Annotated in this window: 13 protein-coding genes and 1 riboswitch; of the genes, 5 read left to right on the top strand and 8 right to left on the bottom strand. The window is 68.5% G+C overall.

Annotated elements, in window-relative coordinates; translation table 11 throughout:
- Window positions 1-28 precede the first annotated feature (28 nt).
- The 3 genes from nbtC to VX037_RS14755 are packed head-to-tail and all read right to left on the bottom strand — an operon-like array spanning window position 29 to window position 5368.
- The gene (gene nbtC, locus VX037_RS14765; protein WP_328714762.1) at window positions 29-3268 is read right to left on the bottom strand and encodes a nocobactin polyketide synthase NbtC; all 3240 of its coding nucleotides are present in this window, start codon (window positions 3266-3268) and stop codon (window positions 29-31) included.
- Window positions 3261-4577 carry a beta-ketoacyl [acyl carrier protein] synthase domain-containing protein gene (locus VX037_RS14760; RefSeq protein WP_272492747.1) on the bottom strand — a complete coding sequence of 439 codons (1317 nt, stop codon included), beginning with the start codon at window positions 4575-4577 and terminating at the stop codon, window positions 3261-3263. Before VX037_RS14760 ends, nbtC begins: the two co-directional genes overlap by 8 nt.
- A complete protein-coding gene (locus VX037_RS14755; protein WP_235725812.1) occupies window positions 4577-5368 on the bottom strand; it encodes a thioesterase II family protein in 792 nt (263 codons plus the stop codon). Before VX037_RS14755 ends, VX037_RS14760 begins: the two co-directional genes overlap by 1 nt.
- Window positions 5369-5433: 65 nt before the next feature.
- Here VX037_RS14755 and VX037_RS14750 point away from each other — a divergent pair, with 65 nt between their 5' ends.
- Window positions 5434-6075, top strand: a complete 642-nt coding sequence (locus VX037_RS14750) for a GNAT family N-acetyltransferase (protein ID WP_287014624.1) — start codon at window positions 5434-5436, stop codon at window positions 6073-6075.
- Window positions 6076-6085: 10 nt separating this feature from the next.
- Here VX037_RS14750 and VX037_RS14745 read toward each other — a convergent pair whose 3' ends face one another.
- From VX037_RS14745 to VX037_RS14735, 3 genes are read right to left on the bottom strand one after another with little or no spacing between them, the layout of a single operon-like run.
- On the bottom strand, window positions 6086-7399 hold the full coding sequence (locus VX037_RS14745) for a SidA/IucD/PvdA family monooxygenase (RefSeq protein WP_235725813.1): 1314 nt from the start codon (window positions 7397-7399) through the stop codon (window positions 6086-6088).
- Window positions 7399-10989 carry a non-ribosomal peptide synthetase gene (locus tag VX037_RS14740; protein WP_442903681.1) on the bottom strand — a complete coding sequence of 1197 codons (3591 nt, stop codon included), beginning with the start codon at window positions 10987-10989 and terminating at the stop codon, window positions 7399-7401. The genes VX037_RS14745 and VX037_RS14740 overlap by 1 nt, the downstream gene beginning before the upstream one ends.
- Complete coding sequence (locus VX037_RS14735) at window positions 10986-12356, bottom strand: salicylate synthase (RefSeq protein ID WP_328714761.1); 1371 nt, start codon at window positions 12354-12356, stop codon at window positions 10986-10988. Before VX037_RS14735 ends, VX037_RS14740 begins: the two co-directional genes overlap by 4 nt.
- Window positions 12357-12482: 126 nt before the next feature.
- Between VX037_RS14735 and VX037_RS14730 the strand changes: the two genes are divergently transcribed.
- Together VX037_RS14730 and VX037_RS14725 are read left to right on the top strand one after the other, a co-directional pair.
- Window positions 12483-12713, top strand: a complete 231-nt coding sequence (locus tag VX037_RS14730) for a hypothetical protein (RefSeq protein WP_328714759.1) — start codon at window positions 12483-12485, stop codon at window positions 12711-12713.
- Window positions 12706-14382, top strand: coding sequence for a (2,3-dihydroxybenzoyl)adenylate synthase (locus tag VX037_RS14725; RefSeq protein ID WP_328714757.1), 1677 nt, complete (start codon window positions 12706-12708; stop codon window positions 14380-14382). Before VX037_RS14730 ends, VX037_RS14725 begins: the two co-directional genes overlap by 8 nt.
- A gap of 22 nt (window positions 14383-14404) precedes the next feature.
- On the opposite strand, the gene VX037_RS14720 is transcribed toward VX037_RS14725, so the two are convergent.
- Both VX037_RS14720 and VX037_RS14715 read right to left on the bottom strand, forming a co-directional pair.
- Window positions 14405-15160 carry a siderophore-interacting protein gene (locus VX037_RS14720; RefSeq protein WP_235725817.1) on the bottom strand — a complete coding sequence of 252 codons (756 nt, stop codon included), beginning with the start codon at window positions 15158-15160 and terminating at the stop codon, window positions 14405-14407.
- A gap of 58 nt (window positions 15161-15218) precedes the next feature.
- Complete coding sequence (locus tag VX037_RS14715; protein WP_235725818.1) at window positions 15219-15566, bottom strand: GNAT family N-acetyltransferase; 348 nt, start codon at window positions 15564-15566, stop codon at window positions 15219-15221.
- Between the two features lie 187 nt (window positions 15567-15753).
- A riboswitch (TPP riboswitch) is annotated at window positions 15754-15869 on the top strand.
- Here VX037_RS14715 and thiC point away from each other — a divergent pair.
- Together thiC and thiD are read left to right on the top strand one after the other, a co-directional pair.
- The gene (gene thiC, locus VX037_RS14710; RefSeq protein ID WP_328714755.1) at window positions 15861-17537 is read left to right on the top strand and encodes a phosphomethylpyrimidine synthase ThiC; all 1677 of its coding nucleotides are present in this window, start codon (window positions 15861-15863) and stop codon (window positions 17535-17537) included. Its footprint overlaps the riboswitch before it by 9 nt.
- Complete coding sequence (gene thiD, locus VX037_RS14705) at window positions 17537-18397, top strand: bifunctional hydroxymethylpyrimidine kinase/phosphomethylpyrimidine kinase (protein WP_328714753.1); 861 nt, start codon at window positions 17537-17539, stop codon at window positions 18395-18397. Before thiC ends, thiD begins: the two co-directional genes overlap by 1 nt.
- Window positions 18398-18464: the final 67 nt, after the last annotated feature.

Below are 18464 nucleotides of genomic sequence, written 5' to 3'. Positions count from 1 at the left end.
CGTGCTGTTTCATTAGCCTGACCTTACTTCATCGACCTGCAGGGATGTCAGGAGCCATCAGGGCGATGACCTCCCGCAACGTCGCACCACCGAGTATCGCCTCGATCGGGAGGTCCTGGCCGAGCGTGGCCTGCACTCGCTTGCGTAGGTCGAGGGCCTGCAGTGAATCCAGACCGAGTGCTACCAGCGGCAGATCGGGGTCGAGATCCATTCCGCCCGCCGGCAAGCCCATCGCGCCGGCGAGTTCGGCGCGGAGCAGTTCGGCCTGGCCAGATTTGGTCGTCCCAGGACCCGCTTCGACACTGTCGGCGCCAGGTGCAGGAGTGTCGACTGTCTCCATCGGAGTGACCGGGGGCGGTGCCGCGGGTGCCGGATCGCCGACAGACGGCGTGGGGCTGTCACCGACCTCGGTCAGGATCTGCGCGGCTCCCAGCACACTCAGCAATGCACGCAACTCGCCGAAGTCGGCGGCGAGGACGACGCTGTCACCGGACAGATCCGCGAATCCCGCCGCGATGGCCGCAGCGGGAGCCATCGGGATCACCCCGGCGCCCGCCACCCGGGCCACACCGTCGGCGTCGAGCGGCCCTTGAGCCTGCCACAGGCCCCACTGCACCGACACCGCGTTGATCCCGTCGGCGCGCAGCTCGGCGGCCGTGACGTCGAGCATCCGGTTTGCCATCGCGTACAGGGCCTGGTCACGGCCGCCCAGCGTCGCGGCCAGCGACGAACACAGCACCACGCGCACATCGTCGACCTGTGGGACGGCGCGGATGACGTTGCCGATGCCGACGACCTTGGCGCGGGTGGCGGTCGCGATGTCCGTGGTGGAGATGGTTTCCATCGGCCCCGCCACATAGTTCAGGGCCGCGTGCAGGACCACGCTGACGGGTTCGGGCAGGCGGGCCGCGAGGTGGTCGATCGCGGCCTCGTCGCCGATGTCGCAGGCGACCACGTCGATGACCGTCTGGTATCGACGGCGGATGGCGTCGATACGGCCGAGTGCCTCCGCCGTGCCGCCCGAGCGGCTGACCAGCGTGATGCGGCCGGCGCCCCCCGACGCGAAGTGCGCACAGAATTCCAGTCCGAGCTTGCCGGTGCCGCCGGTGATGAGGACGTGTGGCGTGTCTGCCCGCAGCGGCGCGGCGGTCGTCGCATCGGGTGCGGCGGGGATCAGTCGTTTCACGAATGGCGAGCCCCCGCGCAGCGCGATCTCCGGTTCGTCGGCGATGTGCAGCGCGGACAGCACAGCGGATGCCCGCTCGCCGGCGGACGCAGTGTCTTCGGCGGCGCCGAGGTCGAGGTGTCGGAACCGGGTACCCGGGTGTTCGGCGGCCGCGCACCGCAGCGCGGAGCTCACCGAGGCCTGGACCAGATCCGGTGCCGTTCCGTCTCCGGCCGCGTCGCTGTCCACCGATTCACCATCGATCGTCAGCCACCAGAACTGTTCGACGAGCGGCCCCGGGCCGGGCCGCCAGCGTCCGTCGGCGAGAACAGCTGCGAGGTGATCGCCGGCCGTGTCGGGTTTGGTGCCCGGCAGGCCGGTCAACAGCAGCACGGTGTCGAACTCCGACTCCGGTTGCTGCCCTTGACCGTCGGTCGTCGTCGGGTCGACCACGTCGGCGACTGCGCCGTGATCCGGAGCCGCCGCACAGATCTGCGCGGCCAGGTCCGCGCATTGACCGGTGGGATCGAGCACCGCGATCTTTCTCGGCGCCTGGGTCTTGCGGCGCTTCAACGGAAGCCAACCGGCCTGCAGACGATGCGCGGCCCGGCCGACCTGCCGGGCGGCCCAGTCCGGCGAATTGACGTCGTCGCCGAGCCCGGATTCGCGGTCGGCCCACAGATGGACCCGGCGCATCACGGTGTTCGGGAACCCTTCCAGCGGTGGCCGCGGAGTCGCCTGCGCGTCGGCGTCCCCCAGCGCGTCCCACCGGAATCCGGTGTCGGCGACGGCCACCGCGGCGACGTTGCGCGTGAATTCGGCCAGGCCATCGGCATCACGCCGCGACGTACCGAGGATCTGTCGACTCGATCCGGCATCGTCGACCCCGGCCAGCGTCTCGCCGATCGCGAGCAACAGAGTGGGGTGTTCGGACATCTCGACGAACAGGTCGGCGCCATGGGTCCGCGCGGCATCGCTGATCGCCTTGTCGAAGCGCACCCTGTTGCGCAGGTTCCAGAACCAGTAGTCGCCCAGCGACATCGACTCGTCGAGGGCACCGCCAAGTGTCGCGCCGACGCACGGCACACCGCCGGCCAGCATCGACTCGTTCTCCAGGTACGTGCCCAGCGCGTCGAGGAAGGCGGGTTGATACTCGCTGACGATGCTGGTGTGCGCCGGATACTCGACGCGAATCTCCTTGGCGAATTTGCCTTGGGCGGTGAGCGATTCCACCATCTCGAGCACTGTGTCCCGTTGGCCGGAGATGCACAGGATGTGGGCGGAGTTGACCACCGACAGCTGCGCCCACCCAGAGTGGCGAGCCAGCATGTCCTCGCATTCGTCGACGTCGATGCCGACGACGGCCATCGTGTGCCCGCGCGGCGACAGCTCGTGGACCAGCCGGGCGCGGATAGTCACGATCGTCAACGCATCCGGCAACGTCATCGCACCGCTGCGGTAGGCGGCGGCAATCTCACCCTGCGAGTGCCCGACGGTGACCGCGGGCGCCACTCCGGCGGCGTCCCACATCGCGGTGAGCCCCACCATCTGCATGAACAGGGCCGGCTGGATCACCCGGACATCGGATGCCGCCGGGTCGTCCTCGGCGAGCTCGCCGAGCACGTAGTCGCGCGGCGACGTGCCGAACAGTCGCATCGACTGTGTGTGACATTCCTCCACCGCGCGCCGATACGGTTCGGAGAGTGCGTGATACCCCCGTCCCATGCCGGGTCGCTGGCTGCCCTGGCCGGGGAAGGTGTAGGCGATCTGCCGGGATGTGGCGGCGCCGGCACCGACGATGACGTCGGGATGCGGCCGTCCCTCGGCGAGTGCGTCGAGCGCGCCGGCGAGCTGATGAGGCTCGGTGGCGAGGATAAGTGCGCGATGCCGGCGGGCCGGCCGGGTGCGCAGCAGCTGATCGGCGACGGCGGCCACCGGCACACCCGGATGTGTTCGGACGTAGTCGTGCAGGGCTGCGGCCTCGGCTGCGATGAGCTCTGCGGCATCGGAACTCACCAGCACCGGCACCCGCCCGTCGGGCATCCGCGGTCCCGCGAACGGGGGTGCGGCACCCGACATTGCGCGTGTGGTCGTCTCAGACATGGGCTGCCTCGCTCTCCGCGACCGGCATCGAGATGATGGCGTGGGCGTTGGTTCCCGACACCCCGAAACTCGACACCGCGGCGTAGCGGCGGTCTCCGCGCGCCTGCCACGGCTGTGTCGTCGTCGACAAGCGCAACCCGCCGCGATCCCAGTCGATGGCGGCGGTGGGGTCGTCGGCGTACAAGCTCGGCACGGTCATCCCGTGTCGGCCACACTGCAGCACCTTGATGAGTCCGAGGATGCCCGCGGCCGCCTGTGCGTGTCCCGCGTTGGATTTCACCGACCCGAGCAGGACCGGGCGGTCGGCTGGCCGGGCGGCACCGTAGGTGTTCTGCAATGCCTCGAGTTCCATCGGATCGCCCAGCGGCGTACCGGTGCCGTGTCCTTCGATCACGTCGACGTCGGCCGGGCACACCCCGGCGGCAGCGATGGTGCGATCGACCAGCTGCTGCTGGGCGCGTGCACTGGGCACGACGATCGGGCCGCCGCCACCGTTGTGGTTGACCCGCGTGCCGAGCACGGTGCCGTAGATGCGATGGCCGAGCCGCCGTGCGCGGCCCTCCGGTTCCACCACTACCACGCCGGCACCCTCGCCCCACAGGGTGCCGGTGGCGCCGGCACTGTAGGAACGGCAGTGTCCGTCGTCGGCCAGTCCGTTGTTCTTGGCGAACTCGAAGAAGGCGCCGGGAGAGCCCATCACGCACACACCGCCGGCGAGCGCCCACTCGCATTCCCCCGACCGCACGGCGTTGGCGGCCAGATGCAGCGCGGTCAACGACGACGCGCACGCGGTGTCGACGGTCATCGACGGGCCGACCGTACCCAGGACGTGCGAGATCCGGCCGGCCACCGCACCCAGCGCGGTACCGGCGATGCGATGACCGGAGTAGTCGTTGACCGCGGCAGCGCGCGGCCCGTACTCGGCGATCGAGGCACCCATGTAGACGCCGACCTCATGGTCGCGCAGCGCCGCGGGATTGATTCCAGTGTTCTCCAGCGCCCGCCACGCCACTCGCATCGCGACACGCTGCTGTGGGTCCATGGCGACCGCCTCACGGGGACTCACCCCGAAGAACAGCGGGTCGAAATCGGCCGCGCCGCGCAGAAATCCGCCGGCATCGGGGACCTCACCCCAGCCCTCGAGTGCGCCGAGCGCCAGCACCTGATCGACCGGCCAGTCGCGGTCCCGCGGAAACGGTTCGATGAGTTCCACACCGTCGGCCAGTGCGGCGAAGAAGTCCTCGGGTGTCTCGATCCCACCGGGCGCCTCCACCGCCATGCCGGCGATGACGACGGGTTCGACGCTCATCAGTCGCCCACCCGGTGGGTGGCCGCATCGCGCGTCTCGACGAGCACCTCGAGGATCTCCGTGTCGTTGGCGTCGAGGTAAAAATGTCCCCCGTCGAGGACGCTGACCGTGACGTCGTCGGCGTGCTGGGCCCAGGTGTGCAGGTCGTGCGGCCGGATCACCGGGTCGTCTGCGCCACCGAGCACCGTGATCGGCGCGGCGATGCGCGCATCGGTTGTCGCGCTGTACGCGTCGAACGCCTGGTAGTCGGCGCGTAGCACCGGCAGCGCCATCCGCATGACGGCGTCGCTGCCCATCACCGCTCCCCCGGTGCCGTCGAGCGCCGACAGATGCGCCATCAACCCGTCGTCGTCGGTCGGATGCGGCGGGAGGTCGGCGACCTTGCTGGGCGCGGTCGCCGCCGAAACCACCAGTCCCGCGATCGGTACCGCCGAACCCTCCGCGCGGCGAACGAATTCGAACGCGACGATGGCGCCGAGGCTGTGGCCGAAGACGGTCAGCGGGCGTTCGGATGCGTCCGGTCGGGCGAGATAGGCCGTGTGCGCTTCGGCGGCCAGATCGGTGAGAGCGGTGGCTGCCGGTTCACGCATCCGGTCCTGGCGCCCGGGGTATTGCATGATCAGCACGGTGAACTCGCGACTGAACAGTTCCGACAGCGCGCGATAGGCCGATGCCCCGGCGCCGGCATGCGGAAACACCAGCAGCGGAGGGAGGTCGGGTCGCAGCGGCTGATGGAACTGCCGCAGCGCACCGAGGGCGGGGCGGGCGGTGCCGGTCTGGTTCTGCGTCATGTCAACTTCCTGTGTGGGTTAGCCTGGCCAGCATGTCCACTCGAGACCGAACGGAGCCGACCCTCATGGAATCCGCCGCTGCCGGGACGCCCGATGGGTACACCATCGGCCGCGAGATCACCGATGTCGGAGCGGATGTGGTCGCCGCCGGCGGCCCGGTGGTACCGGCGCTGACCGGCCGTTTCCGGTTGCGGGCGGTGGACCCGACCGGCGACGACCCGGCGATGCTGGTGTCCTGGTTCGCTCGGCCGCATCTGGTGGAAACCTGGGAGCAGGAGTGGTCGGAGGCGAAGTGGCGGGCCGACTCGACGCACCGCCTCGCCGGCGACTATTCGCGTCCGCTGATCGTCTCGCTCGACGGAACCGAGATCGGTTACGTCGAACTGTACCGGCCCGCTCGTGACGAGATCGCGCGGCTGTACCCGGTGGACCCGTACGACATGGGCATCCACATCGCGACCGCTGACCCGGCACTCACCGGCCGCGGCGTGATGTCGGGGTGGCTCGCCGAGTTGGCGCAGGCTCTCTTCGATGCCGATTCTCGTTGTCGGCGTGTGGTTCTGGAGCCCGATGCGCGCAACTCGCGAATTCGCCGCGCACTGACCCGTCACGGGTGGACCGATGCGGGTGAGTTCGATGTGCGGCCGGATCGGCGGATCGCCCTGCACATCCTGGGCCGCACCCCGGCCGACGTGCCGCAGCTGTGATCCGAGCATGTCAGCGTTCCTCACTCAGGACGGCCGCGCGTGCACCGCGGCCCTGACGCTCGGTGATCCGTAGCACCCGGTTGGACAGTTCGCCGAGCGAACTCAGGTTAGGGAAGCCCGGACCTTGTGCAAACCCGGCGAGGTTGGGTAGGAACAACTTCGGCGTCAGGCCAGTGACGGCGAGGTCGTGACCGATGGCCGACTCGATGCGTTCGAGCGTGGGCGGCCAGCCCAGTGTCAGTTCCAACAGATCCGCGGCGTCGTCGGTGAACAGGTCCAGGAACCATAGTGGTTGCCCGCCGGTCGCGTCGACGACGAGGTCGAAGGTGAGGGTCTGCGGGGCGCGCCCTTCGTTGTGCAGTGTCACCGCGATCAGCTCACCGGCCCGGCGGGCCGCCACCACGCGACCCTGCAGATGCTGGATACGACTGTCGCCGAGCAGGTTTTCCTGCACGCTGACCGAGAAGACACCGCGGTCGGTGCGCCGGATCACGTCGCGCCGTTCGGCCGGCGAGATGGCCGACCATCCGGTCGGATCGCTGAACATGGCGTTCTCGAAGTAACTCTCGCCACGTGTGTAGATGGTGGCGCCCGGCGAGATCACCGAGACCGACATGACCTCGTGGCGGGCCAATTCGTCGAGGGCAGAACCTGCGGTCTCGCCGCCACCGATGACCGCGGCGCGGGAGGCCACGGGCAGGTCGCGGCGCGAGACGCGGTCCCAGAACGCGGCAACCGACAGCACGTGCTCGTCGTCGAGGATCGCGGTGTCGCTCGATCCGGGTCCGGTGATCATGAGCGCATCGCCCACCACCTCACTGCTGCCGCCGTCGGGCATGGCGATCTGCAGGCTCCACTGGTCGTCGTCGGCGGAGACTGAACGCACGGTGCCGATGGTGATGTCGAGGTCGATGCGGGTGGCCACCCACTGCAGGTAGCGCGCCCACACATGGTGATGCGGGTTGGGGCGACCTCGGTCGATCCACTCGGCGTAGGTCTGGTGTTCCACCAGGAACGACATCCAACTATAGGCCTGCATGCGGCGGCTGATCTCGGCGTTGAGGTCGCTGTGTGCAGTGCGGCCGGTGACCGTCGACCGGTACGGGAAACCGATGTCCTTCTCGGGTCCCGTGCCGAGCCGGTGACGACCGTCGGTCCAACCGCCGATGGACTGCCAGTTCGCGCCCACCGCATGCGATTCCACCACACGAACATGAGGTGCCGGCAGCCCGAGTCCACGCATCACGGAGGCTTTGGCGGCCACGGCGATCGCCTTCGGGCCGGCCCCGATCACCAGCAGGGTCTGCGGAGGTCGAGTGCTCATCAGCGCGATCCCCCAGCCAGTTCGGCATCGGTGAGTTCGGCCTCGTCCATGGCCGCCACCTCGAGGTAGATCGCCGCCACCTGGTAGAGCCGGCCGGGCTGTTCGTCGGCCGCATCCACGCGCTGCGCGAGTTCACGCACCGTACGGGCGGTGAAGATGTCGACCACACCGATCTGCGGGGCGTCGAGCCACTCCCGGGCGCGCGCCACCACGGCGGTCGCGAGGACCGAATCGCCGCCGACGGCGAAGAAGTCGTCGGTCACCCCGATCCGGGCGGGGTCGGCGCCGAGCACCTCGACGACGATCATCAACAGCGCCCGCTCGAGGTCGTCCGCCGGTTCCACCCTTTGATGGTTGCCGGCGCCGGTGTCGTCGAACACCGCGGCGATCGCGGCGCGGTCGAGCTTGCCGTTCCCGGTCAGCGGGAGCTCGTCGAGGATCTCAATGGTGGCCGGGATCATGTAGGCAGGCAACAACTCCCGCAGCGCAGCGGCGATCGTTTCGGCGGACGGCCTCGTGGCGGCGGTGTCGTCGGTGGTGACCGCGGCGGCCAGACTGCGGGCACCGCCGGGCGCGGTGTGCACGGTCGCGACCGCGTGACGAACACCGTCGACCGATCGCAATGCACCCTCGACCTCACCGAGTTCGACCCGGAATCCACGGATCTTGACCTGATGGTCTGCCCGACCCAGGAATTCGATAGTGCCGTCCGGCCAATACCGCGCCAGATCGCCGGTGCGATACCACCGGTGGCCGTCACGTTCGATGAACCGTTGCGCGGTGCGCTCGGGATCGTTGCGGTATCCGTGCGCCACACCGGCACCGCCGACCCAGAGTTCACCGGTGACCCAGTCCGGGCAGTCGCGGTCGGCCGAATCGACGATGCGACACATCACGTTGCGCAGCGGGGTTCCGAACGGCACCGACGTCCACTGCGCCGGCGGATCGACGACCTCGCAGACGGTCCCGTGAATGGCGATCTCGGTGGCACCGCCCAAGCCGGCGAAGCGGGCGCCGGGTGCCAACGCATGCAGGCGGCGCGGTAGGTCGACGCCCACCCAGTCCCCACCGAGCAACACCGCGCGCAGCGAATCTCCGAGCCCGGCAGATCCTTCCTCGGCGACGGTCAGCAGCATGTCCAGCGCACTGGGGACGCAGGTGAGGATCGATGCGCGATGGGTGCGCAGCAGATCGAGCCAGCCGGCCGGGTCGCGGGCATCGTCGGCGTCCACCGCGATGACGGCACCGCCGGCGCTGTAGAGGCCGAAGATGTCGTAAACGGAGATGTCGAACTCGAGTGCCGCCACGGTCAGCGAGCGATCCTCGGGGCCCACCGCGAAGCGGTCGTTGATGTCGTCGATGGTGTTCATCGCGGCCCGGTGCGGCACCTCGACACCCTTGGGCGTGCCGGTGGAGCCGGAGGTGAACAGGATGTAGGCGATCGATTCCGGGTCGGGCAGCACGGCTTGCGTGAACGGCGCGCGATGAGTCCTGGCGTGGGCGAGGTCGATGCCGACGACCCCGTCGAGCATGTCGTCGAGCGCGCCGTCGGCGCCGAGGACCACCCGGATGTCGCCGGTGGACAGGATCGTCGCGCGGCGCGTGACCGGCTGGTCGTGACCGATCGGTACCCAGGTGGCCCCGGTCGCGAACACCCCGAGTGTGGCCACCACCTGGTCAGGCCCCTTCGGGATCTGCACGCCGACCGCGTCGCCGGGAAGCACCCCTGCATCGCGCAGGGCGCCGGCCACCGCGAGTGCCTGACCCGCCAGTTCGCCGTAGCTCAGCGTGCCGCCACGCCAGAACAGGGCGGCGCGGTCGGGTTCGGCGACGGCGCGGGTGAAGAATTCCTGGTGCAGCACTCGCCCACTGCTCGGTGCGGCGGTGTCGTTGACCCGTCGTCGCACCTCCCGCTGCGGGGCGGGCAGCGCGGGGACAGCTGTACCCAGCCAGCCGGAGTCCCCGTCGGTCAGCCGTTCGATGGCCGAGATATAGTGCGCGAACATCGCTTCCACCACGCCCGGCGGAAACGCCGCAGCGCGCACATCCCAGTTGAGCAGCAGGCCGCCGCGCACCTCGGTCACCTGTGCATCCAACGTCACCTGCGGGCCCTGCGACACGATCCAGGAGGGGTCGCCCAGGCGCGCCAGCACATCCTCGGAGAACAGCTCACCGAGGCCCAGCGCACTGGTGTAGACCACCGGCGCCAACACCTGTTCGCCGCGGGCACGCCCCAGGTCGCGCAGGACCTCCAACGCTCCGTAGCTGGCGTGTGACCCGTTGGCGTGCATTGTTTTCTGCATCGACCGGGCGAGATCGAGCACCGACCGGGTGTGCCTCACGTCGACATCGACGAGTACCGAGGAGCTGAAATCCCCGGACACCCTCTCGATCTCGGGATGCAACGGCTCGCGGTGGAAGAGCGGGACGTTGAGCAGGAAACGATCATCGCTGGACCATGCCCCGATGGTGGCGGCGAACACCGCGGCCAGCGCGATCGCGGGCGTCACGCCGCGCTGATGCGCGGAACCGAGCAAGGTCTCCTTGGTCGCGGCATCGATCCAATGGTGATGGCGCACCACACGGTTGGGTCGTTCGGGGTGGCTGTCGGTGGTGCCGGCAGACTCGCTCCAGGCGGGCAAGGCCGGTCCGGACGGCAGTTCGTCGAGGCGTTCCGCCCACCAGCGGCGATCCCGGTCGCGGTTCGGGTCGGGATGCTCGGCGCGATAGGTGAGGTAGTCGCGATAGGTGACCTCGGCCGCAGGCTGCGCCTGGCCGTCGTAGAGTGCGACGAGATCGGCGAGCAGCATCCGGTAGCTCATCGCATCCGCGGCGAGCATGTCGATGTCGAAGTGCAGGCGATGACGCGCGTCCGGCAACCGGGTCAGGGTCAGGTCGTACACCTGACCTGCGGCGACGTCGAGCATCTGGTGGCTCTTGGTGTCGCGCAGGACAGCCAGTTCGCGTTCGATCGCCGCTGGAGTTTCCGCGCGGAGATCGTTAGTTACCAACGAATCTCGGCCGACGTGGTCGAGTACCTGTTGGGTGCCGTCGGGCCGGAAGCGGGCACGCAGCATCGGGTGACGTTGAACGAGACGGTCGGCGGCGGCCCGCAGGCGCTCGACATCGATTCCGGCGCCGTCGAATTCGACGTAGAGGTGGGCGGCCACCCCGCCGAGGTCGGCTGCATCGGTGCGGCCGATCCAGTACGCATGCTGCATGGGGGCGAGGGGAAACGCGGCATCGTCCGAATCCGCGATACCCTCGACGCGATCCGGGGTTCCGTCGCCGGGGTTCGGGGTGCTCTCGGCGGGATTCGGGGTTGCGTCGGCGGTGGTGGCGCTGTCGGCGGGAGCCGCGGTGGCGTCGAGCATCCGGGCCCAGGCGTCCACACTCGGATCGGCGGCGAGTTGGGCGAAGTTCAGACGGTGTCCGCGTTTACGCCAGCCTCCGGCGATCTTCATCATCCGAATCGAGTCCAACCCGAGCGAGATGAGGTCGGCGTCGTCGGCGATCTCGTCACGCGGAATGCCCAGCGCGTCGGCGATGGCGTCCTTGACCTCGTCGCGTGCTCGCATGAATCCGCTCATCGGCCACCTTCCCCGCGTCGCACCACATACGGCGCGACGCTGCCGAGCTTCTCGCAGGTCTCTTCGAATTCGCGTGCCGGAGTGGACTGCCCGACGATCCCCGCACCCGCCTGCAGCCACGCGGCTTCGTCGGTGGCGAACACCGTGCGCAACGCCAGGGTGGCTTCGAGTTCACCGGCCGACGACGCGGTGATCACCGCACCGGAGTACAAGCCGCGAGACTCCGGCTCCAGTCGATAGATCGCCTCCAACGCAGGTGCTTTCGGGATTCCGGAAGCGGTGATGGATGGGAACAACACCGACAGCGCCTGCCAGGGATCGGCATTCGGGGCCAACTGCCCGGCCACCGTCGAGGCGAGATGTTGCACGCTGCCGCGCTCGCGCACCACCATGTACTCGCTGACCGCAGTGCTACCCGGGGTGGCGATCGAGGCGATCTCCTCGATACATGCGCGTACCGACATTGAGTGTTCCACAACCTCTTTCGGATCGGACAGCAGATCGGCGCGGGCAGCCGCGTCGTCGGCGTCACCGCGTCCGAATGCTCTCGTGCCGGCCAGCGGTTCGGTAACCACCCGTCGGTCGGCATCGACGGCAACCACCAACTCGGGGCTGAACCCGGCGCCCGACATCGCGCCGAGTCGGAACAGATAGGACCGGGCCGGATCGTTGGCCTCGCGCCCCCGGACGAAGGTGGCCGAGATGTCGATGTCGAACGGGATGTCGACACGCCGCGACAGGATGACCTTCTGGTAGTCGCCTCGGGCGATCTCGTCGACCGCGCGGGCGACCCGGCCGCGGTAGTCGTCCCGGTCATCGGACACATCGACGGGCATCACATCGACCGCCGCAGACTCGGGCGGCGCCGTTGCTCGCGCAGCGACCGCCAGCAGTCGTGCTGCGCGATCCGGGTCGGTGTCACCGGTGTCGATGTGGGCGGGATCGACGGTGTCGGGTTCGATGACCAGCTCCACCTCGGGCACGATCAGATGCGCCAGCTCCGCGTCTTCGGGAACCCGCTCGAGCAGACCATGACGGGGCGCACAGAAATCGAATCCCACCCACCCGTAGACACGCCACGTCGACGACTTGAGGCCGGCCAGCGCATCGGCGATGACACGGGCCGGGTCTCCCGACCACTCGGTCGTCGTTCGTGAGTGCCCGTCGACGACGTCGACCGTGCTGCGGGTGAGGATCAGCCGTGCACGCACACCGGCCGCGAACACCCAGCGACCTTCACGCTCGTACACCAGGTACTCGTCGAACTCCCCCGATGCGGCCCACGCGGCGCAGATCCGGGCCGCGGAGAGCGGCGGACGCAGGTCGTCGGCCACACCCCCGGCGGCCGCTTCAACGGTCAGCGACATGACCGAGTCCTCCTCGCACAAGCTCGTGATTCGTACAACCCCCGTTAGGTAAGGCTAAACGATGGAGGCGGACAACCGAAGCTCACATCGGTAAGCCTGGCCTTATCGGTGTGTTTGAATACCCCCATGAGTGCCCGGAAATCGTCGTGGCGGCGGCGTGTGAACATCCCGGTCGTGATCGCCGCCGCCGGCGTCGCCGCGGTGATCTCGGCGTTCGCGGTGGCCCTCGTCCTGATCGGACTGGTCATCGCCGACGATCGGAGCCCCGCACCGCAACCGCAGCCCAGCGTGATCGACATCGGCGCCGGAACCTCGGCCCTCTTGGGCTTCCACACGACGGCGGCAGCCCATGTCTGACGTCGGCACATCTGACACGACCTCGGTCGCCGATCTGCAGCTCGGCTTCCGCCCCCACCCCGATGCAATCGCCGCGCGCTATCGCGACGCAAGCATCTTTCCCGACCAGCCGTTGTGGCACCCACTCGAACGCGCCGCGGCCCGGCACCCGGATGCGCCCGCCGTCACCGATACCGCGACCACCGACCACCTCACCCTCAGCTATGCCGAGCTGTATGCCGCCGTGTTGCGCCGGGCGGCAGGCTTCGTGCAGGCCGGCCTGCGGCCGGGTCAGCGGGTGATCCTGCAGCAACACAACTCGGCGGCGTTCGTCATCACGCTGTTCGGGCTGCTGCGCGCCGGTGTGGCGCCGGTGATGACGCTGCCCGCGCATCGGGTCAGCGAGATCGCACACCTCGCCGCCGGTTCCGCTGCCGTCGCCTACATCACCGAGGACGACCGTCGCGGATACGACTACCGCGAATTGGCCGCGGATCTGCAGCGACGCGTCGGCACGGTGGCGACTGTGTTCGTCGACGGCGACCCCGGCGTGTATGCCGCACTGCCCGATGCCGACCCGGAGACCACCAGATTGCCGTCGGCCGAGGACACCGACCCGGACGCGCCGGCACTGTTCCTCATCTCCGGCGGCACCACCGGGCTGCCGAAACTCATCGCGCGGACCCACAATGACTACGCCTACAACGCGCGCCGCTCCGCCGAGGTGGCCGAACTCACTGCGGCCGACACGTATTTGGTGGCGCTGCCCGGTGCCCACAATTTCCCGCTGTGTTGTCCCGGGATGCTCGGGGTGATGACGGTTGGGGGGCACACCGTCGTCACCGACAACCCCAGCCCGGACAACACCTTCGACCTGATCGAGCGCTACCGGGTCACCGTGACCGCACTCGTCCCGGCGCTGGCCCAGGTGTGGTGCGCGGCCACCGAGTGGGAACCCGCCGACATCAGCAGTCTCCGACTGCTGCAGGTGGGTGGCGCCAAGCTGGCCGAACCCGACGCCGTCGCACTCGATGCCGCACTGGGCGACGTGGTCCAGCAGGTGTTCGGGATGGCCGAGGGACTCATCTGCTACACCCGCCTCGACGACCCCCGCGAGTTGGTGCACGCGGTGCAGGGTGCACCGATGTCGGAGTTCGACGAGGTGCGGGTGGTCGATGAGAACGGTGACGACGTGCCCGACGGCACCGACGGCGAACTGCTGGTACGCGGTCCGTACACGATCCGCGGCTACTACCGCGCCGACGAGCACAATGCACGCTCGTTCACCCCGGAGGGCTTCTACCGGTCCGGCGACCGGGTACGCCGACTGCCGTCGGGCCATCTGGCGGTGACCGGCCGGATCAAGGACACCATCGTGCGGGCCGGTGAGAACGTCGCTGCCGATGACGTCGAGGAGAATCTGCTCGCCCACGAGTCGATCCGTGCAGCCGCAGTCGTCGGCCTAGCCGACGAGTCGTTGGGTGAAAAGATCTGCGCCGCCGTGGTGCTGTCGCACGATCATCCGCGGGGACGCGAACTGACGCTCCCTGAGGTCCGCACGTTCCTCGCCGAACGTGGACTCGCGTCGTTCAAACTGCCCGACCGCCTGGTGGTGGTGCCCACCCTGCCGGTCACCGCGGTCGGGAAGATCGACAAGGCGGTGCTGGTCCGGTCGCTGCAGGAGCCGTGACCGGGCTCACGCCTCGGCGTCGTCAGGAAGCCGGACCGTTCTCCCGCCAGTAGGCCTGGGCCTTCACGTTGGCCTTGCCAAGCTTGTAGTCGTTCTTGAACAACCCGGACACCGCGCGTGTGGACTTCATGTCCAGGGCGACGAACCCGTGATGATCGGTGGCGTCGAACGCGGCATCGCGGACCGCATCGGTCAGCGCCGTGCCGTCACGCTTGATCCAGTTGATGGTGTCCTGGTCGCGCAGTCGCAGCGGAAGCGACGTGTCGGATTCGTGCACGTACTCGAACCAGATCGTCGCCGGCGCCGACGGGTTCGACGACGCGGAGATCGCGTCGAGCAGCGAGTTGATTGCCGGCAGCGCCGCGGTGTCGCCCGCGATCAGCCAGCCCTTGGGGGCCGGGTCGCCGATGGCGAACTTCGACCCCATGAAGGTCGACGAGATGGTGTCGCCGGGCCGGGCCGACTGCGCCCACCGGGTGGCTGCGCCGTCGTGGATGGCGAACTCGAGGGAGAACGAGTCGGTCGCCGGGTCCGGATCGACAAGGGTGTAGGCGCGCTGATGGAGCTTGCCGTGCTTGTTCTCGAACCAGATGCGCAGCCACATCGTCGGGTGGACCGGGCGGTCGGCGAGCAGGCCGCCACCGGTGAAGCCAAGCCGGATGTAGTCGTCGGTGACCGGTTCATTGCTGGTCACGGTGAGCTCGTAGTCGTCGGCACCCATGAGCTTGAGGACGGCGCCCTGCCACCCGCGCGACTTGGACTTGGTCTGTTCCGCCATGTGACACGGCCTTCCCTCGACAGCAACTTCCGTCAGGGTAGCCTAACTTAGGCTGCGCTCACGCCGGCGCCAGCGGCACGATCCCCGGATGGGAATCGAGGTACGACTTGGTGAACGAGCAGACCGGCCTCAGCCGAGCTCCTTGGTCACGCACATACGCGATGGCCCCGACCATCAGGCGGGTGCCGAGACCGTGGCCGGTGTATTCGTCGTAGAGCACGGTGTGCAGGATCGTGATTGTCGGTTTTCCCTCGCTGACCTCGGTGCTGTACCCGAGCACGCCGACGAGGTCGCCGGCCACCCACAGCTCGAACCTGTCGCGGTCGGGATTGTGGACCACCTGGGCGATCTGCTGCAGAATCGCCTGCGCAGACTGTGGTGGTCGATGCTGATGCTTCCTCTGCACAATCCCTCCTGAACGCGGCGGATCGCCGGCGGCGGGGCTCCCCTCCCGACACCGACGTAGGACCCTATGTGATCCCTGTCACAGGCTACCCTACGATGGCGTAGGTTGTCGGTCGCGGCCCCCGGCCCGCACCGAGCACCGCGACGTCGTAGGGTGGTGCTGATCCCGGCGGACGCCGCGATCGACAAATTGAACACGCGGGGGCTCCCACGATCACCGGGGGCTGAGATGGCGACGGGACGGTCGCCGACCGCCTGAACCTGTCCGGGTAATGCCGGCGTAGGAAGTCGCATCATGGGAACACGTGTATCCGAAACTGCCGTCTCGACTGTCACCCAGGGGCCGATCGAGGGAAGCAGCAAGCACTACCGCGAGATCGATCATCTCCGGGTTCCGGCGCGACGCATCCAGCTGACCAACGGCGAGCACCTCGACGTCTACGACACGTCCGGTCCATACACCGACGTGACCGCGACCATCGACGTGGAGCACGGATTGCCGCCGACTCGCGATGCGTGGCACCGACCCGAACCAGTGAACGGGGCGTCGACGCAGCTGGCGTGGGCACGCGCCGGCATCGTCACCGACGAGATGCGCTTCATCGCCGCACGTGAGGGTGTCGAGGTGGAACTCGTGCGTGCCGAGGTCGCCGCAGGACGTGCGGTGATCCCCGCCAATCACCGTCATCCCGAATCCGAACCGATGATCATCGGCAAGCGGTTCGCGGTGAAGGTCAACGCCAACATCGGAAATTCGGCAGTCACCAGTTCGATCGCCGAGGAGGTGGAGAAGATGGTGTGGGCCACCCGATGGGGCGCCGACACCATCATGGACCTGTCCACAGGTCGCGACATCCACATGACCCGCGAATGGATCATGCGCAACTCCCCGGTCCCGGTTGGCACGGTGCCGATCTATCAGGCGCTGGAGAAGGTCAACGGTGATCCCACCAAGCTGACGTGGGAGATCTACCGCGACACCGTGATCGAGCAGGCCGAGCAGGGCGTGGACTACATGACCGTGCACGCCGGGGTGTTGCTGCGGTATGTGCCGCTCGCGGCCCGGCGGGTCACCGGCATCGTCTCGCGCGGCGGATCCATCATGGCCGCCTGGTGTCTGGCGCATCACCAGGAGTCGTTCCTCTACACCCACTACGAGGAGCTTTGCGAGATCTTCGCCCGCTACGACATCACCTTCTCGCTGGGTGACGGTCTGCGGCCCGGCTCGATCGCCGACGCCAACGACGAGGCGCAGTTCGCCGAGCTCCGCACCCTTGGCGAACTCACCACGATCGCCAAATCGCATGGTGTGCAGGTGATGATCGAAGGACCGGGCCACGTACCGATGCACAAGATCGCCGAGAACGTGCGACTCGAAGAAGAGTTGTGCGAAGAGGCGCCGTTCTACACGCTCGGACCGTTGGCCACCGACATCGCACCTGCCTATGACCACATCACCTCGGCCATCGGCGCCGCGATGATCGCGCAGGCCGGCACCGCGATGCTGTGCTACGTGACGCCCAAAGAGCATCTGGGACTACCCAATCGCGATGACGTCAAGGTCGGTGTGATCACCTACAAGATCGCCGCTCACAGCGCCGACCTCGCCAAGGGGCATCCGGGCGCGCAGGCGCGTGACGACGCACTGTCCAAGGCGCGCTTCGAGTTCCGCTGGACCGACCAGTTCAACTTGGCCCTCGATCCGGATACCGCACGCGAATATCACGACGAGACGATGCCCGCCGAACCGGCCAAGACCGCGCACTTCTGCTCGATGTGCGGGCCGAAGTTCTGCTCGATGCGCATCTCGCAGGATGTGCGCGACTACGCCGAGCAGAACGGCCTGGTGACCGCCGAGGACATCGACCGCAAGATCGCCGAGGAGATGGCCGCCAAGTCGGCGGAGTTCGCCGAGCACGGCAACCGGGTCTATCTACCGTTGGAGGCCGCGGCCGGAGGCTCCCCCACCTGATGACCGATGACCTCCGATTACCCACGGCGCCACCCGGTGTGACGCCGCGACGGGTTCTCACCATCGCCGGTTCGGATTCGGGCGGCGGCGCCGGCATCCAGGCCGACATGCGCACCTTCGCGCTTCTCGGACTGCATGCCTGCGTCGCCGTGACAGCGGTGACGGTGCAGAACACGGTGGGCGTGCAGGATTTTGCGGAGATCGCGCCGGCGACGGTGGCCGCGCAGATGCACAGCGTGGTCACCGACATCGGCGTCGGGGCGGCCAAGACCGGGATGCTGGCCTCGGCACCGATCATCGAGGCCGTCGCCGCGGCATGCGGCGAGCTCGGCATCGGTCGCGATCGGCCCGTCCCGCTGGTCGTCGACCCGGTGTGTGCGTCGATGCACGGTGACCCCTTGTTGGCTGCCGAAGCCCTGGAGACGTTGCGCTCCACCTTGTTCCCCATCGCCACCGTGGTGACGCCGAACCTCGACGAGGTGCGGCTGATCACCGGCATCGACGTCGTCGACGCCGCGTCGCAACAGGACGCGGCCCGCGCCTTGCACGCGCTGGGGGCACAATGGGCGCTGGTCAAGGGCGGACACCTGCGCACGTCGGCCCAGAGCCCCGACCTGCTGTTCGACGGCGAGCACTTTCACGAGTTCGCCCATCCACGCATCGAGACCGGGCACGATCATGGCGCCGGGGACACCCTCGCGGCGGCCACCGCCGGTGCGCTCGCGCACGGTTATCCCGTGCCCGACGCGATCGACTTCGCCAAGCGGTGGGTGACCCGGGGACTCGAGGCCGCCTACCCGCTTGGGGCCGGGCACGGTCCGGTCAACCCGCTGTGGCGGGTGTCAGAGCGTCCCGACTGACCGCCGCGGCGAACGCGGCACCCACGACCGAAATGCACCCCAGCGAAACAGCCCAGGGGGCGCATTT

The organism is Gordonia sp. Z-3 (assembly GCF_036233855.1).
GTDB classification, from domain to species: Bacteria; Actinomycetota; Actinomycetes; order Mycobacteriales; family Mycobacteriaceae; genus Gordonia; species Gordonia tangerina.
The sequence above is the reverse complement of the archived record's forward strand: the minus strand, read 5'-3'. Positions and strand labels throughout refer to the sequence as shown.